The sequence below is a fragment of the Glycomyces tenuis DSM 44171 genome (assembly GCF_000427885.1).
In the GTDB taxonomy this organism is placed as follows: domain Bacteria; phylum Actinomycetota; class Actinomycetes; order Mycobacteriales; family Micromonosporaceae; genus Glycomyces; species Glycomyces tenuis.
Genome location: NZ_ATYW01000016.1, coordinates 45107 through 67697, shown reverse-complemented (window position 1 = coordinate 67697; position 22591 = coordinate 45107). Strand labels below are relative to the sequence as shown.

The window sequence follows — 22591 nt, the reverse complement described above, 5'->3', positions numbered from 1 at the left end:
TCACCTGAACGGGTAGCCCGGGTAGATGTAGCCCGAGCCCCAGTAGGGCGTGAACCCGTAGTACCCGTAGACGTCCTCGTACGGACGCTCGGGTTCGGGTGCCAGTTCGGGGTTGTAGACGGGACCGGAGGCCACATGCTCGCGGTCCCTGTTGATGTACACGCGGTCCTCGTCGATACCGGTGACGGCGTCGACCGGGACGAGCACCTGCTGCTTCCCGATGCCCAGGAAGCCGCCGGAGCCCACTTCCAGGAAGCGGACCTTGCGCTCCCGCTGATCGATGACCAGGCCGTCGACCTTGCCGGTCTCCTCGCCGTTCCGATCGACCACGGTGTGGCCGCGGACGTCGTCGACCTCGTTCGCGAGCGTCAGGTCGGTGTCGCCGAGCCGCACGAGCGTCGCTGTCTCATCAGCCATGATGTTCCCTTCGTCATGTTTGACGTCGAGGGGATACCCGGTGGCGCCGTACGCAAAACGCCGCCGCGGCGGCGCGGGGTCACGAAGGCTCCGAGGAGGCGAGCCCGATCCCGGCCGGGCGCAGGGCGGCCATGGCCCGCTCCAGGTGCTGCTCGAACCGCTCGGGGTCGCCGTCGGCGGCGATGTGCGAGACGGCCGCGTGGAGGCACGCGAAGGCCGAGCCGACCATGGCGCGCATGACCATCCGGTCGGGCGCCGGGCCCGGGCCCGCGGCGGCGCGCCCCATGAGCTCCTCGGTGAGGTGCTGCTGGATGCGGTCGAGCCGTTGCAGGTAGGCGGCCAGCAGCCGCGGGCTGCCCTCGATGATCCGCTGCACCGCCGCTTCGTGCTCGCGGCGCTCGCGGTCGGCGAACCGCTCGACGACGAGGCCGAAGGCCCGGTGGAGCGAGTCCCACTCCGGCTCCTCGGCCGGGCGCGCGCCGACGGCGGCGGCGAGGTCCGCGCCGAAACGGCTGAGGTTGTCGAGAATCACATCGTCTTTTGAGGCGAAATAGCGGAAGAAACTACGCTGGGACATGCCCACCGCGGCGGCGATCTCGTCGACCGTGGTCTCCTCGAATCCCCGGGCGATGAACAGCGCTTCCGCGGTCTCGGCGATGCAGGAGCGCACGGCTCGGCGCGACGCCTCGCGCAGGCCCCCACCGGTAGTCATCATCGGAATTGTACCGAGTCAAAAGACTGGCAGTCGCTGACGGACCGGACGTAGACTGCATCGCGGTGCGCGGTGTCGCGTATCCGCTTCCTCCCCAAGGCCCGTGCGGCGGTGAATCCGGCCTCGGCCTGCCCTCCGAACGTAAGGAAAGGTTCTCCATGAGCGTTGACCAACGCGAGGACGACGCCGCGACGCCGTCCGCCGAGGAGTCGGGGTCGGGGATTCCACGCCAGATCAAACTCGTCATCGGACTGCTGCTCGCCGCCTCGTTCGTCATGATCCTGAACGAGACCGTCATGGGCGTGGCGATTCCCAGGCTCATGGAGGAGCTCACGATCAGCGCCGCCACGGCGCAGTGGCTCACCACCGCCTTCATGCTCACCATGGCCGTGGTCATCCCGACGACCGGGCTGATCCTCCAGCGCTTCACGACCAGGGCGGTCTTCATCACCGCGATGTCGCTGTTCACCGCCGGCACCCTCCTCGCCGCGGTCGCGCCGGCCTTCGGCGTCCTCGTGACCGCGCGCGTGATCCAGGCCAGCGGCACCGCCGTGATGCTCCCGCTGCTGATCACCACCGTGCTGACCTTCGTCCCGGCCGACCGGCGCGGGCGCACGATGGGGCTGATCACCATCGTCATCTCCGTCGCACCGGCCGTGGGGCCGACGTTCTCCGGCTTCATCCTGTCGGTCCTGGAGTGGCGGTGGATGTTCCTGTCCGTCCTGCCGATCGCCCTCCTGGCCCTGGCGTTCGGCGCCGCGCTGGTCAAGAACATCACCGAGCCCAAGTCGGTCAAGTTCGACGTGCGCTCGGTCGGGCTCTCGGCGCTGACGTTCGGCGGCCTGATCTACGGGCTCAGCAGCATCGGCGAGGCCGCCGCCGAGCCCGGCGGGACGCCGCTGCCCCCGGCGGTGCCGATCGTGATCGGGGCCGCCGCGCTGGTCCTGTTCGTGCGCCGCCAGCTGACGCTCCAGCGCTCCGACGCGGCCCTGATGGACCTGCGGCCCTTCCGCAACCGCGCCTTCGTCGTCGGCGTCGTCATGATGCTCATCTCCATGGGCGCCCTGTTCGGCACGCTCATCCTCCTGCCGATCTACCTCCAGAACGTCCTCGGCCTGACCACGCTGGAGACCGGCCTGGTGCTGCTGCCCGGCGGCCTGGCCATGGGCCTGATCGCGCCGGTCATCGGGCGGCTGTTCGACCGCTTCGGCCCCCGGCCGCTGGTCATCCCCGGCTCGATCGTCGTGGCGAGCGCGCTCGGGCTGCTGAACCTGCTCGACGAGTCCAGCTCCGCGGGCTTCGTGCTCGGCGTCAACCTGATGCTCAGCATCGGGCTCGGCTTCATGATGACCCCGCTGATGACCTCCGCGCTCGGCTCACTGAAGCCCGAGCTGTACCCGCACGGCAGCGCGATCGTCAACACGCTCCAGCAGCTGGCGGGCGCCGCGGGCACCGCGCTGTTCATCACGCTCATGACCACCGGGACCACCGCCAACCTCGAGGCGGGCATGGCGCCGGCCGCCGCCCAGTCCGGCGGCATCCACGGCGCGTTCCTGGTGGGCGGGATGCTGGCCCTGGTCGCCGTCGCGGCGTCCTTCCTCGTCAGGCGCCCGCCCGAGCCCACAGTCGAGGCCGCTGTCGAGGCCGCGCCGGCCCACTGACGGACCCCTCGGCTTCGCGGGAGTCCGCGAAGCCGAGGGCCGCTACGGCGGCGGCGCGGTGCTCTGGCGCACGATGAGCTCGACCGGGACGAGCTCGTGCACGTCCTCGAGCGGTTCGCCGCCGCGCACCTGGCGCATCAGCAGGTCGACCAGGCGCGTCCCGATCTCCGCGAAGTCCTGGCGCACCGTCGTCAGGGGCGGCCACAGGTGCGCCCCGAGGGCGATGCCGTCGAAGCCCACGACCGAGACCTCGCCGGGGACGCGGCGGCCCGCCTCGTGGAGCGCGTGCAGCACACCGGCGGCCATCTCGTCGTTGGCGCAGAACACGGCCGTCGCGCCGGGCTCGCGCGCGATGCGCCGCCCCGCCTCGTATCCCGAGGCGGCCGTCCACTCGCCGCGGACGATCTCCGGCGCTTCGCGGCCCGCGTCCTCGAGCGCCCCGCGCCAGCCCTCGATGCGCAGCCGCGTGGGGCCCGAGTCCGCGGGCCCGGCGACATGGTGCACCGTCCGGTGCCCGAGGGCGAGCAGGTGCTCGGTGGCCCGCCTCGATCCGTCGATCTGGTCGGCGCCGACCGCGGGATGGCGGCCCACGAAGCGCGAGTCGGAGACGACGACCGGCAGGCCCCGCGGCACGGTGAGCATGTCCGGTGTCACCGTCTCGGCGCGGATGATGACCAGGCCGTCGATCGACTGCTGGGAGAGCCGGGCGGCGGCCTCCGAGACCTCCGTCGACACCGGACTCTCCACATCGACCACCGTGACCGTGTGGCCCTCACGCTGGGCCGCCTCGACGACGGCCTCGACCGTCCGCGACTCGCCGGTGCGGCTGAGCTGGTGGGCGATGATCCCGATCGTGCGGAAGGCGCCGTAGCGCAGCGCCCGCGCCGCGGAGTTCGGCGAGTAGCCGAGTTCGGACATCGCGGCGAGCACGCGGTCGCGGGTGGCCGGCCGCACGTTGGTCGCCCCCATCGACACCCGCGAGACCGTCTGCGAGGAGACCCCGGCGAGGGCGGCCACGTCGCCCATCGACGGTTTCGGTTTCGGGAGTGTGCGGCGCCCCGAAGACTCACTGCCCGCCATCGACAGGCTCCCCTCAAGACGACCGTGCGATTCGGTTCCGAGGATACAGCCGCGGGGGACCGGAGCGGGGCCGCGAGCAGGGCCGGTCCGCCCTGCTCGCGGTGGCGCCGAACCGTTTCGGGGCACGGCGCGGCCGGAGGAGGCGTGCCGGGCCGTCGCACATGCCGCGTACGCTCCCACTCGGGCGCGCTAACGTACGCATAGGATTGGCGAACCAGGCGGAGGAGGGCTGGCATGTCGATATCCCGAGGGGCGCGCCAGCCGACGATCAAAGAGGTCGCGACGCGCGCCGGGGTGAGTCCCATGACCGTCTCCCGCACGCTCGCCGGCGGCCGGAACGTGCGGCCGGACGTCCAGGAGCGCGTGATGGCGGCCGTCCGCGAGCTCGGCTACTACCGCAACGAGAACGCGCGGAGCCTGCGCCCCGGGCAGCCCAGCGGCCTCATCGGCGTCGCGATCACGAACCTCGCCAACCCCTACTACGGCAACTTCGCGCTCGGAGTCGAGGAGGTCGCCGCCGAGCACGGCCGGCGCATCATCCTCGGCAACACCGGCGAGGACGACGCGCGCGAGCGCCAGCTCGTCAGCGACTTCATCGGGCGGCAGGTCGACGGGCTCATCCTCGTGCCGACCAGCGGCGGCGACGCGGAGCACCTGCGGCCCGAGCGCCTCGGCGAGGTCCCGCTCGTGCTCGCCTCGCGGCGCGTGCCCGGCCTGGAGGTCGACACGGTGCTGCTCGACGACGTCGGCGGCGCCTACCGCGGCACCGTCGCCCTGCTCGACGCCGGGCACACCCGCATCGGCTTCCTCGGGAACCGCAGCTCGGTGTTCACCGGGGAGCGCCGGTACCGGGGCTACGAGCGGGCGATGCTCGAACACGGGGCGCCGATCGACCCGGCGATCGTCGCCCGGGACCAGCAGGACGTGACCGCGGCGACCCGGGCCGCGCGGGCCATGCTCGACCTCGCGGAGCCCCCGACGGCGATCTTCAGCGCGAACAACCGCAACTCGATCGGCGCGATGCGCGAGATCGGGCGGCGGATGCGCGACGGCCTGCCCGGGCCCCGCCCGGCCGTCGTGAGCTTCGACGACTTCGAGCTCTCCGAGCTCATGCCGGTCCCGGTCACCGTCATCGACCACGACGCGCGGCTGCTCGGCCGCGAGGCGGCGACCCTCCTGTTCTCGCGGCTCGACGGCGAGACCGCCGAGGCGGCCAGGACGGTCGAACTGCCCGTCACCATCGAATATCCCTGACGACGCGCCGACAGGCGGGGGTGGTTGCAGAAGACCGCGCTAAGTTGGTAACGTTACCAACCGCACGATCACCGAGCCGGACCACGGCGGTGCCCACAGCCACGGAGGAGGAGGCGGACGCGATGGAGCTCTGCATCGACTTCGGAGGATCCGAGATCAAGCTCGGCGTCCTCGACCGCGGCGCGCCCGTCCGCACCGCCACCGTCCCGACCGGCGAGGACGACCTCGAGCGGACGGTGGCCGCGGCCGTCGAGCTGACCGCGGCCGCCGCGCCGGACTCGGCGGGCATCGCGGTCCCCGGCGTCGTGGACCGCGCCGCGGGCCGCCTGGTGAAGGCGCACGACAAGCAGCCCCGCCTCGGCGGACTCGACCTCGTCGCCTGGGCGCGGGCCTCGTTCGGACTGCCCGCCGTCATCGAGAACGACGCCAGAGCGGCGCTCGTCGGCGAGATCACCGCCGGCTCGGCGGCCGGGGCGCGGGACGCCGTGCTCATGACCCTCGGCACCGGCATCGGCACCGCGGCCGTCATGGACGGCACGCTCCTGCGCGGCGCCCACGACCACGCGGGCATCCTCGGCGGCCACCTCACGGTCGACATCGACGCCGAACCGTGCAACTGCGGCAACGTCGGCTGCGCCGAGTCGATCGCCGGGGCCTGGGCCATCCGGCGCGAGCTCGCCGCCCGCGGGGACGCGGTCACCGACGTCAAGGCGATGCTCGCCGCCGCCGAAGCCGGCGACACCGCCGCCGCCGCCCTGCGCGACCGCGCGATCCGGGCCTGGGGCGCCACGGCCGTGTCGCTGTGCCACGCCTACGACCCCGACGTCGTCGTCCTCTCAGGCGGCATCATGCGCGCCGGCGCCGCCCTCGCCGCCCCGATCGAGGCCTACGTCGCCGAGCACCTCTGGACGAGCTCGTACCGCCCCTCCTTCGTCATCCCCGACCGACCCGACCTCTCGGTGCTGCGCGGACTGTCCGTCCTCGCGGCCGAGAACCATCCCAGAAGGAGCACCCGTGCCGACCGCTAGTCCGTCTCCCACCGAACCCGGGCGCTACGTGAAGCGGCCGACCGTGCCGCTCCCGGCCGACGCCCGCGTGCTCACCGGCGCGAAGGCATGGGTCCGGGCCGCCGAAACGGCCGCCGACCGGGCCGCCGGCCGCGCACCGCTGCTCGTCGTCGACGCCTACCCCGGCGCGGACCTCCCGCTCATCGCCGAGGCCGTCGCCGAGGCGCTCCCGCAGTGGCACCTCGTCGACGTCGAGGAGGCCGCCGCGCTCCCCATCGAACTGATCGACGCCCGCATCGCCGACAACCTCACCGACGACCGCGTCTTCGGCGTCCTCTCCCACGCGGCGGTGGACTCCTTCTACGACGCCGAGCGCCTCGACAAGCTCGCCGTCGAGGTCGACGGCGACGACCGGCCGGTGGTCCTCCTCGGCTGGGGCGCCGACCTCGTCGCCCGGCGCACCGGCGCCCCGTACGCGCTGGTCCTCGCCGACATGGCCCGCTGGGAGATCCAGCTGCGCCAGCGGGCCGGGGCCGCCAACTGGCGGGCCGAGAACCCCGACGAGGACCAGCTGCGCAAGTACAAGCGCGGCTTCTTCGTCGAGTGGCGCGTGGCCGACCGCCACAAGCGGACCCTGTTCGACCGGGTCGACTTCGTGCTGGACGCCAACGCGATCGGCGCCGCGGAAGGGCACCCGCGCGAGGCCGGGATGATCACCGGCGACGCCTTCCGGGCCGCCGTCGCGAACGCCGCGCACGCCCCGCTCCGCGTCGTGCCGTTCTTCGACCCCGGCGTCTGGGGCGGGCAGTGGATGAAGCGCAAGCTCGACCTCGACCCGAGCAAGCCGAACTACGCCTGGTGCTTCGACTGCGTCCCCGAGGAGAACTCGCTGCTGCTGGAGGACGCCGACGGCGCGATCGTCGAGATCCCCTCGCTGGACCTGGTGCTCACCCAGCCCAAGGCGCTGCTCGGGGAGCGGACGTACGCGCGGTTCGGCGCCGAGTTCCCCATCAGGTTCGACTTCCTCGACACCATGGAGGGCGGCAACCTCTCCCTCCAGGTGCATCCCTTCACCGACTACATCCACCAGACCTTCGGCATGCACTACACGCAGGACGAGTCGTACTACCTGCTCGACGCCGGAGACGACGCCGTCGTCTACCTCGGAGTCAAGGACGACGTCGACAAGGACGCCATGCTCGAGGACCTGCGCGCCGCCGCCGCCGGCGAGCGCCCCTTCGAGGCCGAGCGCCACGTGAACGCGTTCCCCGCCAAGAAGCACGACCACTTCCTGATCCCGGCGGGCACGATCCACAGCTCCGGCGCGAACTCGATGGTCTTGGAGATCTCCGCGACCCCCTTCATCTTCACCTTCAAGCTCTGGGACTGGGGCCGCGTCGGACTCGACGGGATCCCCCGGCCCGTGCACCTCGACCACGGCGAGGCGAACTTCGCCTGGGAGCGGGACCGGACCTGGACGGAGGCGAACCTCGTCAACCGCGTCGAGGTGGTGTCCCGCGGCGGCGACGGCGCCGCCGAGGAGGGCAACGTCGAAGAGCGCACCGGCCTGCACGAGCTGGAGTTCATCGAGGTGCGCCGCCACTGGTTCTCCGAGCAGGCCGCGCACGACACCGAAGGGACCGTGAACGTGCTGAACCTCGTCGAAGGCGACGAGGTCGAGATCGTCAGCCCCACCGGCGCGTTCGCGCCCTACGAGATCCACTACGCCGAGACGTTCATCGTCCCGGCCGCCGTCGGCCCGTACGTCATCCGGCGCACGGCGCGTTCGCGCAGCGAACGCTTCGCGACGGTCAAGGCCTCGGTCCGCGGCACCGGCGCCGGCGCGTCCGAGGCATGACACCGCACCCGCACAAGCCCCACCCCCTTGAGAAGGAAGAACAAAGGAGTTCGAAATGAGATCACGCAAGATCCCCCTCGTCATCGCGGCCGCCGCCGGCGTCTCCTTGCTGCTCGCCTCGTGCGGCGGCGGAGGCGAGGACGACGGCGCCACCACGGGCACGCTCGACTTCTACACGAACAAGGCCGCCTGGGAGCCGGACTTCGACGAGCTCAACGCCCAGAGCGAGTCCGATGCCGAGATCACCTTGAACACGACCGGCTACTCCGACGCCGACCAGTACGACGCGTTCATCAGGCAGTCCTTCCGCACCGACAAGAGCCCGGGCCTGTTCACCTGGCAGACCGGCCCCTCGCTCGCCGAGCTCGTCGAAGAGGACCTCATCGCCGAGACGACCGACATCTGGACGAAGGCCGTCGACTCCGGCTGGGTCTCGCCCGACCTGCGGGACAGCTACACCTTCGACGGCAAGCAGTACTGCGTCCCGATGAACATCGCCTACTGGGTCATGTACTACAACAAGAACATCTTCGAGGAGCAGGGGCTCGAGGAGCCCACCACCTGGGCCGAGCTCGACGCGATCGCCGCGCAGCTGACCGAGGAGGGGATCACGCCGTACTACCAGACCAGCACGCTGTTCACCTTCCCGTGGTTCCAGCAGCTGGTCGCCGGCACCGACCCCGAGCTGTACAACGGGCTCGCCACCGGTGAGGTGAAGTACACCGACCCGAGGATCGTCGAGATCATGGAGACCTGGCGCGACCAGGCCGAGGCCGGCTGGTTCTCGGACGCCGGCAGCACCGTCGACCCGGCCGTCGGCCTCAAGCAGGGCGACTACGCGATGATCAACTTCGGCTCGTTCTTCAACGGCTCCCTCGACGGCGCCGGCATGGTCTCCGGCGAGGACTACGACATGTTCGTGATCCCCGCGGTGAACCCCGAGCTCGAGCAGACTCCCGTCGCCGTCGAGTCCGGGCCGCTGTGCGTGGCCGAGAACTCCTCGCAGAAGACGCTCGGCCTGACCTACTCCGAGTGGTGGATGTCCCCGGAGGCGCAGACGGCGTGGAGCGAGGCGCGCGGCGACGTCGCGTTCAACCCGCAGGCCACCGTCGCCGACCCGATGCTCGAGGAGCTCGGCACCACCGTCACCGGCGGCGACTACCAGCTCTACGACCGCTACTACGAGGCGACGCCGACACCGATCCTCACCGTCGCGCTCGAGCAGTTCGGCGCGTTCATCGCCAACCCGGGCGATCCGATGCCGTACCTGGAGACCATCCAGGCCGAGGCCGACGACTACTGGGCAGACCAGGAGTAGCGCCAGATGACGTCCGACAAGACCCCGACGAGGCGGTTCCCCAAGGAGCGCGACCCGTACCGCTGGTCGGCCAGGGGCTTCATCGCGCCGAGCGTGCTCGTGGTGGCGGTGCTGCTCTACCTGCCGCTGCTGTGGACGACCTTCATCAGCTTCACCGAGTACAACGGGCTGGGCGATCCCGAGTGGATCGGCGTCGAGAACTACGTCGAGATGTTCGACGACCCGGAGTTCCTCGGCTCCGTGCTCAACACGCTGCTGTGGGTCGTCGGCACCCTCATCGTCCCGGTGGGCATCGGCCTCGGGGTCGCCCTGCTCACCTGGAACCTCGCGGGCGGGACGTGGCTGCGGCTGCCGTTCCTCATCCCGTACGCGCTCTCGGGCATCGGGGTCGGCGTCATCTGGTCGTTCATCCTCGGCGGCGGCGGCGCCCTCGACCAGGCGCTGGCCGCCTTCGGGATCGCCGACACGCCGCGCTGGCTCGTCGACGCCCCGCTCAACACGGTCGTGATGATCCTCGCGACCGCGTGGCAGGGCGTCGGCGTCAACGCGCTGCTGTTCACGATCGGCCTCCAGTCGATCCCGAAGGAGCCGCTCGAGGCGGCGCGGATGGACGGCGCCACCGGCCTCCGCCTCTTCCGCAGCGTCCTGTGGCCCATGCTGCGCCCGCTCACCGCGGTCGTCGTCGGCCTCTCGATCGTCGCGAGCCTGAAGACCTTCGACATCGTGCAGGGCATGACCAAGGGCGGGCCGGGGCGCGACTCCGAGACGCTCGCGCTGACGATGTACAAGGAGACCTTCGTCAACAGCGAATACGGCCTGGGCTCGGCGGTCGCCGTGTTCCTCACGATCGTGACGCTCGTGGCCTCGATCCTCTACCTGCGCCAGCAGCTGTCCAGCAAGCACGGGGTCTGACATGCCGTACAAAAGCACAGCACGAGTCATCCGCACCAGCGTCCTGGCCGTCCTCGGCCTCATCTGGCTGCTTCCGGTCTACCTGCTCCTGATCAACGCCGCGAAGTCGCCGGAGACCTTCACCACCGAGAAGTCGTGGGTGCCCACCGACTTCTCGCTGTTCCAGAACATCGCCGAGGCCATGCGGCTGTCCGGCCTCGCCGAGGGCGTCGCGAGCACCCTGCTCTACGCGGTCGTCTCGCCGGCGATCGCGGTCCTCGTCGGCGCCGGCACCGGCTTCGCGATCGTCGCGCTCCGGCTGCGGCACGGCTTCGCCTGGTTCGTCGCGATCTTCGGCGGCACCGTCTTCCCGCTCCAGATGATCCTGCTGCCGCTGTTCGACGCCTACTCGCGCATGGGCGTCTTCGACACCCGGCTCGGCATGGTCATGGTCTACACGGCGATCTCGATCCCGTTCTCGGCGTTCGTGATGCGCAACTTCTTCACCGGCATCGCGCACAGCGTCTTCGAGGCCTCGGTGCTCGACGGCGCGTCGACGTGGCGCATCTTCTTCCGGGTGTACCTGCCGATGGCCTCGAGCGCGCTGGTCGCGATCTTCATCCTCCAGGCCACGTTCATCTGGAACGACTTCCTGCTCGGCCTGGTGCTCAGCCAGTCCGACACCGTACGGCCGATCGTGACCAGCCTCGCCGGGATGCAGAGCACCTACGGCGGCGCGCAGATGTCGACCGTGCTCGCCGGCGGCCTGCTCGTCTCGCTGCCGACCGTCGTGCTCTTCCTCTGCACGCAGAAGTTCTTCGCCCGCGGCCTGGCCCTGGGCCAGTACTAGGAGTCCCCATGCGCCTCATACCCACGGTCGACGACCTCGCCGCCGACCCGGTCACGCACCACTACGACGACATGATCGCGCCCAGCGGTCTGACGAACTTCCTCGGCACCGCCAGGGTCGACCACGACCTCACCGCGATCAGCGCCGTGACGTTCCCGCCGGTGTCGCAGGGGCTCACCCGCACCGCCGCGTGCTTCGTCGACGGGCGCCTCGTGGAGTCCTACGGCGCGCCGATCACGCACGAATGGCGCCCCGACCGGGTGCGCCGCAGCGTGTCCCTGCCCGGCCTGGACCTGACCACCGTCACGGTCTGCGCGCCGGGCGAGACCGGCGTGGCCATCGATGTCAGCGTCACCAACACCGGTGACCGCCCCCGGACCGTGCCGGTAGCGCTCACCCTCGCCGCCGGGGCGACCCGGTCCGACGAGGCCTGGCTGGACGCGGTGGCCCCGAGCGAGTCCAACCGCTCCGTCGCCGAGCGCTCGCGCCTGGTCTTCGCGAACGGGTCCGGCACGGCCTGGAGCGTGCAGGGCGTCGACACCGGAGCGTCGGTGCGTCTCTCCAGGATCGCGCCCGCCGCTTCGGATCACGAGGTCGGCATCGGCGGCGTCGAGCGCGGCGGCGAGGTCGTCGTCCGCCTGGACATCGCCCCCGGCGCCACCGCCCGCTTCGGCTACGTCCACGCCGTCGCCGCCACCGAGGCCGAAGCGACCGCCGCGTTCGACCGCGTCGCCGCCGACGTCCCGGGCACCGTCGAAGCCGCCGAGACCTTCTGGAACGACCAGCTCACCGCCGCCTTCACCCCTGGCAACGGCGAGTTCTCCGGCCACCTGCCCGTCCTGGAAACCACCTCCGAGCCGCTGCGCCGCCTCTACTGGTGGGGCGTGCTCGGCACGATCTGGTTCCGGCGCGACTTCGCGGGCAACGTGCTCGGCCGCAGCTACGACACCCTCATGCCCAACTACTGGGCCACCACCACCTTCATCTGGGACTACAGCCTCAGCTCCATCACGCACGCCCTCCTCGACCCCGAACCGATGAAACGCCAGCTGCGGCACTGGATCGCCTCCGACATCCACACGCACTTCGGGACCTCCTCGCTCACCGGCGGACCCGTCGGCCGCTGGTACTCGGTCAACGACTACGCGATGACCCGGCTCGTGCACGACTACCTCCGCTTCACCGGCGACGCGAGCCTGCTCGACGAGACCCCCGGCGGGCGCCCGGTCACCGAGCACCTGCGCGAATGGGCCCTCGCCTGGCAGGGGCTCCGTGGCAAGTCCCCGCTCGCCGACTACGGCGAGATCGACAACCTCCTCGAATGCGTCAGCTCCTACACGCACGAGGTCGCGAGCCTCAACGCCGCGAACGTGTGGAGCATGCGCACGGTCGCCCGAATCCTGGCCGCCCGCGGCGACGCCGAGGGCGCCCAGGCGCTCACCGACGAGGCCGCCGAACTCGTCGACGACGTCATCGAGCTCTACGAACCCGGCGGCGGCCACTTCGCGGCCCGGCAGCCGGACGGCATCCGCGTGCCGGTGCGCCACGTCTACGACTTCTCCATCGTGGGCACCACGATCGCCGCGGACCTCGACGAGCGGGTGCGCCGCGAGATGGTCGACTTCTACACGCGGGAACTGCGAACCGAGACCTGGGTGCGCTCGCTGTCCCCTTGGGACACCGACGCGAGCTTCAGCGTCCGCCCCGACCACCAGTGGAACGGCGCCTACCCCGCCTGGCCCGCCGACGCGGCCCGGTCCCTCATCGCGCTCGGCGCCCCGTCGGTCGCCGCCGACTGGCTCCCCGGCCTCGCCCGCTCCGCCAACCAGGGCCCGCCCGGGCAGGCGCACTTCACCGAGGAGGCCATGCCCACCGTCGGCGGCGGCGCGCGCAAGGCGCCCCCGCAGCTGCCGTACATCATCGACTGGGCCTGCTCCTCCGCCGGAGCCTATGTGGCCCTGGTGATCGAGTCGTTCTTCGGCGTCGACCCGAAGGTCGGCTCCGATCTCGACGCCGCGCAAGGCTGCGTCGCCGAGCTCGACCCCGACGCGGTCCTGCGCGGGCTGCGCCTCGGCGACCGGCTCGTCGACGTGCACGCCGACGGCACCGTGGTCGACGCCTCATGACGAACGCCGTGCGGCCCTTCCGGATCGAGCGGTCGACGCTGCGCCGCTCGATCCGCGGCGCCGTCGAGACCGAGGAGACCGAGCGCGGCCTCGTCCCGCATCGGCTGCCGCAGTGGGCCAGGCGGCAGATCCCCGACCCCTTCATGGTGCAGACGAGCGCCGAGAGCGCCGGTGTGCGGCTCGCGCTCCGCACGGCCGCCGACGTCGTCGAACTGGACGTGCGGGCCCGGCGGATCGCCGCCGACGCCGAGACGCCCTTCCCGCCGAGCGCCTACGAGCTCACCGAGCGCGGAAGGCTCGTGGCGACCGCGGGAGCGGCGGCGGGCTCCCGCTACGTCTTCGCCTTCGAGCGGCCGAGCGGCGAGATCGTGGAAGGCCCGGCCGCGACGGTGCGGTTCGAGCGGCTCGGCACGGGCCGCGAACGGGAGCTGGAACTGTGGCTGCCGTACCACGACCACGTGGAGCTGCTGGAACTGCGGGCCGACGCCCCGGTCGCGTCCGTTCCCGAGCCCGAGACGCGCCGCTGGGTGCACCACGGCAGCTCGATCAGCCACGGCTACCGGGCCGAGACGACCACCGGCACCTGGCCGGTCGTCGCCGCGCTCAAGACCGGGACGCACCTGACGAACCTCGCCTTCAGCGGCAACGCCATGCTCGACGCCTTCGTCGCCAGGACGATCCGCGACACCCCTGCCGACGTCATCAGCCTGAAGATCGGCGTCAACATCGTCTGCGGCGACGTGATGCGCCTGCGCGCGTTCCGCCCCGCCGTCGACGGCTTCCTCGACACGATCCGCGACGGCCACCCGGACACGCCGATCGTGCTCGTCTCGCCGATCTGGTGCGAGCCGGTCGAAGCCTCGGCCGGACCGACCGTCCAGGACCCGGATCGAAGCGAAGAGTGGACGATCGCCTCGGGCACCGAGGCCGACGTCGCGGCGGGCAAGCTCTCGCTGCGGGCCGTCCGCGCCGCACTGTCATCCATCGTGGACAGGCGCCGGGCCGACGGCGACCACCGGCTGCGCCACCTGGACGGCCTGTCGCTCTACGGCGAGCGCGACGCCGCTGCGATGCCCCTGCCGGACAACCTGCACCCCGGACCCGATGTCCAGCGCCTCATCGGCGAACGCTTCGCCGACCGCGTCCTCACCGCATTCGCCGCCCCGCCGGGCGAGACCGCGTAGGCGGCCCTCCGACACGGAAACTGCAAAGGAGCAGACCATGGCACACCGACCGCTCACCCTCACCGCCGCCGTCCTCACAGGACTCGCGGCCGCGACCGTCCCCACCGCCGCGCAGGCCGCCCCCGCCTGCGAGCCGAGCATCTCGGCGTCGGTCAACGAAGCACTCACCGAGCGCTTCGGCGCCTACGGCGACACCGCCGGGCGCTGGACCGGCGCCGACTCCGCCTACAGCGTCGACCTGCCCGACGGCTCGACCGCCTGGATCTACTCGGACACCTTCCTCGGCGAGGTCGACGAGGACCACGGCAGGCCGCTGGACTCGCCGTTCGTCCACAACTCGATCATCGTCGACGACGGCGGCGAGCTCACCACCCACACCGGCGGCACCGAGGCGGCGCCCGAGTCCCTCGTGAAGGTCGCCGGGGCCGACGAGACCCAGAACTGGTACTGGTTCGGCGACGCGACCGTCGAAGGCGACCGACTCCACGTGATGCTCCTGGAATTCGTCAAGACCGGCTCTGGCGTCTTCGACTTCGAGTTCACCGGGAACGCCGTCGCCACCTTCGACGCCGGCGACATGAGCCTGGAGTCGGTCACCGAGCTCCCCGAGTCCGAAGTGAACTGGGGCTCGGCGATCTACGAGGACCCGTCGGACGGCCACACCTACGTCTTCGGCGTCGAGGACCTCCAGAGCGAGAAGTACGCCCACCTCGCGCGCGTGCCCTCCGGCTCCCTGACCACCGGAGCCTGGGAGTACTACGACGCGGGGGAGTGGCGGGCCGACCCGACCGCGTCCTCCCGGATCCTCGAGGGCGTCTCGAACGAGTTCAGCGTCTCCCGCTTCCAGGGCAGGTTCACGATCGTCACCGGCGACGCCACCGAGCCGCTCAGCGCGAAGATCGTCATGTACCGCAGCGAGGACGTCGAAGGCCCGTACACGGGCAAGACCGTGCTGTACGAGACCCCGGAGACCGGCGGGAACATCTTCACCTACAACGCCAAGGCCCACCCGAATCTGGGCGACGGCGACACCCTGCTGGTGACCTACAACGTCAACAGCTTCGACAGCGACGACCTGTACGACGAGGTCGACAACTACCGGCCGCGCTACGTCGACGTCGACGTGCGCTGCCCCGACGGCCGCGGGCGCGGCCTCGCCGACTGACAGTGGGAACGGTTCGTGGCGCCGCTCGGTGGTCTGACCCGCCGACCGACTGACGCTCCTGCTGTCCTGCGCGCGAATCGTCGGCCGTCCGGGCGGTGCCGACTCCAGTCGGCACCGCCGCCTCGTTCCGGCCCTCAGGCCCGGGCGATCGCGATGTTGGTGTGCCCGCGCCGTCCGGCCTCGTAGTACATGTAGAGGCGCCCGTCCTCCTCGGCGAAGCTCGGGGCCGCGGCCCTGGTGGCGACCGGCTCGGTGTAGAAGACGCCGAGGTGGTCCTCGCGGTCGAAGCTCGTGCCCACGTACGCGGCGTGCATGGTGCCCGCCCCCGAGTGGTAGACGACGTGGCCGCCGCCGTTCCGTCCCCAGTAGTGCGCGCCCGAGAGCTGGCCGCCCTCGCCCTCGCGGGGGGAGATGAGCGGCTCCGGTTTGAACTTCCAGCCCGAGGCCAGATCGTGCGACCAGCCGATGAAGATCTTGCGGGTCTGGCCCTGCCGGCCCATGTACAGCATGATGTGCATGCCGTCCTTGACCGGGTGCGGGAAGACCCGCGCGTAGGACGCCTCGTGCAGACCGGCTCCCACCATGTCGGTGTGCAGCACGACTCCGCCGTAGGTGAAGTGCTGCCCGTCCACCGAGGTCGCGACCCGCGTGGTCCGGTTGTCCCCGTGGAAGTACAGGTACATCCGGCGGTCGTCGGGGTTCCACACCGCGTGCGGGCTCGACACGTGCGGGACCGAGAAGTGCCCGCGCCAGTCGCGGGAGATGATCGGGTTCGCCCGGTACTCGTGCCACGGCCCCTCGAGGGAGTCGGCGTACGCCAGGCAGATCCCGCCGGGGTCGTCGTGCGGCGCGTAGTACATGTACCACTTGCCCAGCGGGTTCCGGACCCGCCCGGCGGCGAGCCGGATCGAGGGGAAGATCAGCTCATCGGTCGGGTTGTAGTCGAGCGAGGACTTGTCCAGGGCCGCGCCGAGGCGGGTGAACTGCGGGAAGCCCGAGATGGCGGCGCGGGCCGGGGCCGCGGTGCCGAGCGCGGCGACCGCTCCGGCTCCGGCGGCTCCCAGCAGGAGGCCGCGGCGGCCGAGGGTCGGTTTTCGGTCGGATTCCATGGTGACTCTCCTCCGGCCCGCGCGATCGCCTCCGCGCCCTGATGCGCGGCGGCTCAGGAGTGCCGCGGCGGGCCTTCGGCTTCCGAGTCTCGGGTGAGGGGCGATGACCCGTCAAGATGATAATACGAATTATCATCTTGACGTCCCCTTGATCGGAGCGCAATATGACTATCGATCGCCTTGCTGATACGGATTATCAGCTGACCGAGAAAGGCACCCCAGTGTCAGGAACCCGCCGACGCGTCACGCAGCGCGACATCGCGCGCCTCAGCGGCGTCAGCCAGGCCACCGTGTCCCTGGTGCTGAACAACCGCCTCGACGCCGGCGTGCGCATCGCCCCCGAGACCCGCGAGCGGGTCCTGCGCGCCATCCGCGAGACCGGCTACGTCGCCGACCCCCTCGCCCGCCGCCTCGCCGACCGCAACAACCGCATCATCGGCGTGTTCACCTACGAGCCGGTGTTCCCCTCCGGCACCCGCGACTTCTACCACCCCTTCCTGGTCGGCATCGAGGAGAACGCCGAGCGCCGCTCCTGCGACCTGCTGCTGCTGACCAGCGCGCCGGTCCAGGACGGGCGCCGCCGCATCTTCGCCGAGGGCAGCCGCATCCGCCTGGCCGACGGCTGCGTGCTCCTGGGTCGCGACATCGACCGCGACGACCTGGCGCGCCTGATCGAGGAGGACATCCCGTTCGTCTCGGTCGGGCGGCGCGACGACGCCGGAGGACCGGTCCCCTACGTCGGCGCCGACTACGCCGCCGCCTCGGCGGCCATGGTCGGCCGCGCCCTCGACGCCGGACACCGCGAACTGGCCTACATCGGACGCGGCGAGGGACCGGAGTCCTACGCCGACCGCCTGCGCGGCTTCACGTCCGCGGCCCCCGGCACGGCCCGGCGGCTGCCCGCCCTCGACGCCGCCTCGCTCGACCGGCTCACCGCCGAAGGCGTCACCGCCGTGTTCCTCGAAGAGCCCGCCGACGTCCCGGCCGTCTCGGCCTGGGCGGCCGAGCGCGGCCTGCGGATCCCCGCCGACCTCTCCGTCGTCGCCCTCGGCGACCCGACCCGGCCGGTCTCGATCGACCTCGACGCCACCGGCTTCACCATCCCCCGCCGCGACATGGGACTCCAGGCCGTCGAAGTCCTCGACGCCCTCCTCGAAGGAGCCGAGACCCAGGCGCAGCGGCTGCTGCCGTGCGAACTGCACGACGGCACCACCCTCGCACCCCCCGCCACAGGAAGGAACCCCAGTTGAAGGCCGTGCCCGAGAAGGAACTGCGAACCGACATCCTCGTCGTAGGAGGCGGACTCGGAGGCGTCGCCGCCGCGCTCGCCGCGCTGCGCGCCGGCCGCCGCGTCGTCCTCACCGAGGAGTACGACTGGATCGGCGGCCAGCTCACCAGCCAGGCCGTGCCGCCCGACGAGCCCTCGTGGGTCGAGCAGTTCGGCGTCACCGCCTCCTACCGGAGCCTGCGCGAGGGCATCAGGGACTACTACCGGCGGCACTACCCGCTCACCGACGCCGCCCGCGCCAAACGCGACCTCAACCCCGGCGGCGGGCACGTCTCGAGGCTCTGTCACGAGCCGCGCGTGGCCGTCGCGGTCCTGGAGTCCATGCTCGCGCCCCACCTCGGCTCCGGCCGGCTGCGGCTGCTCCAGCCCTACCGGCCCGTCGCCGCCCGGACCGACGGCGACCGCGTCGAGGCCGTCGAGCTCGAACACCGCGACGACGGCGAACGCCTCGTCGTCTCCGCCCCGTTCGTCCTGGACGCCACCGAGACCGGCGAACTGCTGCCGCTGACCGGCACCGAGTACGTCACCGGCTTCGAGTCCGCCGAGGACACCGGCGAACCCAGCGCCCCCCGCACGGCCCAGCCGGACAACGTCCAGGCCGTGTCGGTGTGCTTCGCGATCGACCACGTCGACGGCGACCACACCATCGACAAGCCCGCCGACTACGCGTTCTGGCGCGACTTCCGGCCCGACTTCTGGGGCGGCAACATGCTCGGCTTCCGGGCGCCGAACCCGCGCACCCTCGAACCGGCCGACCGCACCTTCGACCCCAACCCCGACGACGACCCCCTGGCCGTCGTCGGCGACCAGCGGCGCGGCGGCGGCGACGTCAACCTGTGGACCTTCCGGCGGATCGCCGCCCGCCGCACCTTCGCCCCCGGCGCCTACGACAGCGACATCACCCTGGTCAACTGGCCGATGATCGACTACTTCCTGGCGCCCGCCCTCGACGCCCCCGACGCCGCCGAGCACCTCGAGCGGGCCCGCGGCCTGTCCTACAGCGTCCTGTACTGGCTCCAGACCGAGGCCCCGCGGCCCGACGGCGGCACCGGCTGGCCGGGCCTGCGGCTGCGCGGCGACATCACCGGCTCGGCCGACGGGCTCGCGCAGGCCCCTTACCACCGCGAGTCACGGCGCATCAAGGCCGAGTACACCGTCGTCGAGCAGGACCTGTCGGCCGCGGTGCGCGGCCCGGCGGGCGCGGTGTCCTACCACGACAGCGTCGGCATCGGCATGTACCGCATCGACCTGCACCCCTCCACCGGAGGCGACAACTACATCGACGTCGCCTCCAGCCCGTTCGAGATCCCGCTCGGCGCGCTGCTGCCGCGGCGGGTCGAGAACCTGCTCCCGGCCGCGAAGAACCTCGGCACGACCCACATCACCAACGGCTGCTACCGGCTCCACCCGGTCGAGTGGAACATCGGCGAGGCCGCCGGAGCGCTGGCGGCCTTCAGCCTCGACCGCGGCGTCGCGCCCCGCGCGGTCCGCGACTCCCCGGCACTCCTCGAAGCATTCCAGAGCCGGCTCGAATCAGGCGGTGTCGAGCTGCGATGGCCCGACATCGCCGCGTACTGACAAGGAGAACCCCTTATGAGAATCACACGTCGCACCATGGTCGCGGCCGCCGCGGCCTCACCGATCGCCCTGGCCGCCTGCGGCGGCGAATCCGACGACGACGGCCCGGTCACGCTGCGCGTGACCGTCTGGTCGGCCAACGAGGACCACCTCGCGCTGTTGAACGGCATCGCCGAGGCCTACCTGGCCGACCACCCCGAGGTCGAGGCGATCGAGTTCGACCCGCTGCCGTTCGAGGGCTACACCAGCACCCTCACCACCCAGATCGCCGGCGACAACGCCCCCGACCTGGCCTGGATCCTCGAGAACTCCGCGCCCGACTTCGTGACCACCGGCGCCCTCGTGCCCTTGGGCGACAAGCTCTCCAGCACCGACGGCTACGACGTCGACGACCTGGTCCCGGCCGCGACGGAGCTGTGGCGGCACGACGACGAGCTGTACGCCTACCCGTTCTCGACCTCCCCGTTCGCGATGTTCGTCAACAACGACCTGCTCGCCGAGGCCGGCCAGCCGACCGCGGCCGAACTCGCCGCCTCCGGCGAGTGGACCTGGGAGCGCGCGGTCGAGGCCGGAGCGGCCGTCCGGGCCCAGACCGGCGCCGACGGCATCGTCATCCGCGACTTCGACTACTCCGGCTGGGACAACCTCTCCACACTGTGGACCGGATGGGGCGCGCGGCCCTGGAGCGAGGACGGCACCGAATGCGGCTTCGCCGAGCCCGAGATGGTCGAGGCGATGGACTTCATGCACCGGAGCGTCTTCGAGCACGAGGCGATGCCCGGGCCGGGCACGACCGCCGACTTCTTCGCCGGCGAGGCGGCCATGACCGTCACCCAGATCTCCCGCGCCGGGCTCCTGGAGGACGCCGCGTTCGCCTGGGACCTCGTGCCGCTGCCCGCCGGGCCCGCGGGGGAGTACTCGGTCATCGGCCAGGCCGGCATCGGCGTCCTGGCCGTGGCCCCGCACCCCGAGCAGGCCGCCGACTTCCTGGCGTTCATGACCGGACCCGAGAACTCCCAGAAGCTCGCGCAGTACTTCCCGCCGCCGCGCCAGTCGCAGCTCACCGCCGAGGTCCTCGGCCAGGCGAACCCGCTGCTGAGCCCCGAGCAGCTCCAGACGGTCGTGATCGACCGCATCGACGAGGGCGTGGTCAAGCCCAGCCACACCGGCCAGGCCCAGATCGACCAGGCCGTGCGCGCCGCGCTCGACCCGCTCTGGACGGCCGACGCCGACGTCGAGGGCGTCTTGACCGAGGTCTGCGCGGCCATCGACCCGTTCCTGGCCCGATGAGCCGAGCAGACGCACCCACCGCCGAGACCGGCCGCCGAACGCGGCGACCGGGCGGCGGCCCGCGTCCGCGCAAGGGCTGGACCGCCCGGCGCCGCGACCTCCTGGCCGGATACCTATTCGTCGCCCCGCAGCTCCTCGGCAGCGTCCTGTTCGTCCTGGTCCCGCTGGCGCTGGTGTTCTGGTACTCCTTCCACGAATGGAACGTGCTGGTCGGCTCCTTCGAGTTCACCGGCACCGCCAACTACGAGCGCCTCGCCGCCGACCCGGCCCTGCCCGGGGTCCTCGCGGCCACGGCCACGTTCTCGGCCGGCCTGGTCGCGCTGAACCTCAGCCTGGCCCTGGCCCTGGCGGTCCTGCTCAACCAGAAGCTGCGCGGCACGGTCGTCTTCCGCACCCTGTTCTTCTCGCCGGTCGCGGTCACCCTCGTGGCCTGGACGATCGTGTGGCGGTTCCTGCTGCAGGACGACGGCGGCGTCAACGGCCTGCTGTCGGCGATCGGGACCGATGGCCCGAACTGGCTGCGCGGGGAGACCACGGCGATGATCGCCGTCATCGTGGTCCAGGTGCTCAAGAACGTCGGGCTCAACATGGTCCTGTTCCTGGCGGCCCTGCAGGGCGTCCCGCACGAGCTGTACGAGGCGTCCATGCTCGACGGCGCCGGGCGCTGGACCCGCTTCCGCCGCATCACCGTCCCGATGATCAGCCCCACGATCCTGCTGACCTCGATCATCACCGTGGTCGGCTCGCTCCAGGTCTTCGCGCAGATCGACGTGCTCACCGGCGGCGGGCCGGGCACCTCGACCACGGTGCTCGTCTACTACCTGTACCAGAACGCCTTCCAGTTCCACGACTTCGGCTACGGGGCGACGCTGTCGGTGCTGCTGTTCGCGATCGTCCTGGTGCTCACCGTCGTCCAGTGGCAGATGCGCAGGAAGTGGGTCGTCCATGAAGACTGAGCGCTCCGGCCGCGCCAAACTGGTGCTCTACGGCCTGCTGTGCCTCCTGGCCGTCCCGTTCGTGTTCCCCACCTGGTGGATGGTCACCTCCTCGCTCAAACCGGCGAACGAGATCTTCGCGTTCCCGCCGAGCCTGTGGCCCGGCGACCCGAGCCTGGACGCCTACGGCCGCGTGTTCGACTTCGCGCCGTTCGCGCAGCAGTACTTCAACAGCATGTACATCGCCGCGGTCGTCACCGTGGGGACCCTCGCGGTGTCCTCGCTGGCCGGGTACGCCTTCGCGCGCATCCGCTTCCCCGGCCACAACGCGCTGTTCCTGGTGATCCTGGTCGGGCTGCTCATCCCCAGCGAGGTCACGATCGTGCCGCTGTTCCAGATGTTCAACTCCTGGGGAATGATCGACACGCACTGGCCGCTGCTGCTGGTGCCGATCTTCGGCGCCCCCAGCGTCCTGGCGACGCTGATCATGCGGCAGTTCTTCATCGCGCTGCCGGTCGAGATCGAGGAGGCCGGCCGCATGGACGGGCTCGGGCGGTTCGCCCTGTACGCGCGCATCGCCCTGCCGCTGTCGCGGCCCGCGCTCGGGGCGGTCGCGATCTTCTCGTTCCTGCACAGTTGGAACCTGTACCTGGAGCCGGTGGTGTTCCTGTCGACTCCGGAGAAGTTCACGCTCCCGCAGGCGCTGACGCAGTTCGTGGACGCCTACGGCGGCCCGATGTGGGACGTCCAGCTCTCGGCGGCCACCATGTCGGCCCTGCCGGTGGTGATCGTGTTCGTCATCGCCCAGCGCCAGTTCGTGGAGGGCCTGGCCCACACCGGCATCAAAGGCTGAGGACCCGGGTGGGGC

At 71.3% G+C, this 22591-nt stretch carries 19 protein-coding genes; 15 read left to right on the top strand and 4 right to left on the bottom strand.

The features are described from left to right. Together YWW_RS0117210 and YWW_RS31200 are read right to left on the bottom strand one after the other, a co-directional pair. On the bottom strand, positions 1–417 hold the full coding sequence (locus YWW_RS0117210) for a PRC-barrel domain-containing protein (protein WP_026931071.1): 417 nt from the start codon (positions 415–417) through the stop codon (positions 1–3). Positions 418–496: 79 nt separating this feature from the next. Next, positions 497–1129, bottom strand: coding sequence for a TetR family transcriptional regulator (locus YWW_RS31200; protein ID WP_162145967.1), 633 nt, complete (start codon positions 1127–1129; stop codon positions 497–499). A gap of 158 nt (positions 1130–1287) precedes the next feature. On the opposite strand from YWW_RS31200, the gene YWW_RS0117200 reads away from it, so the two are divergent. Further along, on the top strand, positions 1288–2790 hold the full coding sequence (locus YWW_RS0117200; protein ID WP_026931070.1) for an MDR family MFS transporter: 1503 nt from the start codon (positions 1288–1290) through the stop codon (positions 2788–2790). Positions 2791–2832: 42 nt separating this feature from the next. Here YWW_RS0117200 and YWW_RS0117195 read toward each other — a convergent pair whose 3' ends face one another. Next, on the bottom strand, positions 2833–3816 hold the full coding sequence (locus YWW_RS0117195; RefSeq protein ID WP_211228607.1) for a LacI family DNA-binding transcriptional regulator: 984 nt from the start codon (positions 3814–3816) through the stop codon (positions 2833–2835). Positions 3817–4104: 288 nt separating this feature from the next. Between YWW_RS0117195 and YWW_RS0117190 the strand changes: the two genes are divergently transcribed. From YWW_RS0117190 to YWW_RS31190, 9 genes are all read left to right on the top strand, one after another. Continuing rightward, positions 4105–5124 (top strand): LacI family DNA-binding transcriptional regulator, encoded by a 1020-nt coding sequence (locus YWW_RS0117190; RefSeq protein WP_026931068.1) that lies wholly within the window; start codon positions 4105–4107, stop codon positions 5122–5124. 122 nt (positions 5125–5246) lie between these two features. Next, on the top strand, positions 5247–6152 hold the full coding sequence (locus YWW_RS31195; protein WP_051325960.1) for an ROK family protein: 906 nt from the start codon (positions 5247–5249) through the stop codon (positions 6150–6152). Then, complete coding sequence (locus YWW_RS0117180) at positions 6139–7989, top strand: class I mannose-6-phosphate isomerase (RefSeq protein WP_026931067.1); 1851 nt, start codon at positions 6139–6141, stop codon at positions 7987–7989. The genes YWW_RS31195 and YWW_RS0117180 overlap by 14 nt, the downstream gene beginning before the upstream one ends. Positions 7990–8044: 55 nt before the next feature. Next, a complete protein-coding gene (locus YWW_RS0117175; RefSeq protein ID WP_026931066.1) occupies positions 8045–9307 on the top strand; it encodes an ABC transporter substrate-binding protein in 1263 nt (420 codons plus the stop codon). A 6-nt stretch (positions 9308–9313) separates the two neighbouring features. Next, a complete protein-coding gene (locus tag YWW_RS0117170) occupies positions 9314–10219 on the top strand; it encodes a carbohydrate ABC transporter permease (protein WP_026931065.1) in 906 nt (301 codons plus the stop codon). A 1-nt stretch (position 10220) separates the two neighbouring features. Next, positions 10221–11048: a carbohydrate ABC transporter permease gene (locus tag YWW_RS0117165; RefSeq protein ID WP_026931064.1), complete on the top strand. Its 828-nt coding sequence runs from the start codon at positions 10221–10223 to the stop codon at positions 11046–11048. An 8-nt stretch (positions 11049–11056) separates the two neighbouring features. After that, on the top strand, positions 11057–13174 hold the full coding sequence (locus YWW_RS0117160) for a glucosidase family protein (RefSeq protein ID WP_026931063.1): 2118 nt from the start codon (positions 11057–11059) through the stop codon (positions 13172–13174). Then, the gene (locus YWW_RS0117155) at positions 13171–14358 is read left to right on the top strand and encodes an SGNH/GDSL hydrolase family protein (RefSeq protein WP_051325959.1); all 1188 of its coding nucleotides are present in this window, start codon (positions 13171–13173) and stop codon (positions 14356–14358) included. Before YWW_RS0117160 ends, YWW_RS0117155 begins: the two co-directional genes overlap by 4 nt. A 37-nt stretch (positions 14359–14395) precedes the next feature. Then, positions 14396–15523 carry a DUF4185 domain-containing protein gene (locus YWW_RS31190; protein ID WP_051325958.1) on the top strand — a complete coding sequence of 376 codons (1128 nt, stop codon included), beginning with the start codon at positions 14396–14398 and terminating at the stop codon, positions 15521–15523. Positions 15524–15657: 134 nt separating this feature from the next. Here YWW_RS31190 and YWW_RS0117145 read toward each other — a convergent pair whose 3' ends face one another. Next, positions 15658–16632 (bottom strand): glycoside hydrolase family protein, encoded by a 975-nt coding sequence (locus YWW_RS0117145; protein WP_026931061.1) that lies wholly within the window; start codon positions 16630–16632, stop codon positions 15658–15660. 221 nt (positions 16633–16853) lie between these two features. Between YWW_RS0117145 and YWW_RS0117140 the strand changes: the two genes are divergently transcribed. From YWW_RS0117140 to YWW_RS0117120, 5 genes are read left to right on the top strand one after another with little or no spacing between them, the layout of a single operon-like run. Further along, positions 16854–17882 (top strand): LacI family DNA-binding transcriptional regulator, encoded by a 1029-nt coding sequence (locus YWW_RS0117140; RefSeq protein WP_026931060.1) that lies wholly within the window; start codon positions 16854–16856, stop codon positions 17880–17882. 20 nt (positions 17883–17902) lie between these two features. After that, positions 17903–19498: an FAD-dependent oxidoreductase gene (locus YWW_RS0117135; protein ID WP_026931059.1), complete on the top strand. Its 1596-nt coding sequence runs from the start codon at positions 17903–17905 to the stop codon at positions 19496–19498. Positions 19499–19513: 15 nt separating this feature from the next. Continuing rightward, positions 19514–20788 carry an ABC transporter substrate-binding protein gene (locus tag YWW_RS0117130; protein WP_026931058.1) on the top strand — a complete coding sequence of 425 codons (1275 nt, stop codon included), beginning with the start codon at positions 19514–19516 and terminating at the stop codon, positions 20786–20788. Next, the gene (locus tag YWW_RS0117125; RefSeq protein ID WP_026931057.1) at positions 20785–21744 is read left to right on the top strand and encodes a carbohydrate ABC transporter permease; all 960 of its coding nucleotides are present in this window, start codon (positions 20785–20787) and stop codon (positions 21742–21744) included. Before YWW_RS0117130 ends, YWW_RS0117125 begins: the two co-directional genes overlap by 4 nt. Beyond that, on the top strand, positions 21734–22576 hold the full coding sequence (locus YWW_RS0117120) for a carbohydrate ABC transporter permease (RefSeq protein WP_026931056.1): 843 nt from the start codon (positions 21734–21736) through the stop codon (positions 22574–22576). The genes YWW_RS0117125 and YWW_RS0117120 overlap by 11 nt, the downstream gene beginning before the upstream one ends. The last annotated feature ends 15 nt before the right edge of the window (positions 22577–22591 follow it).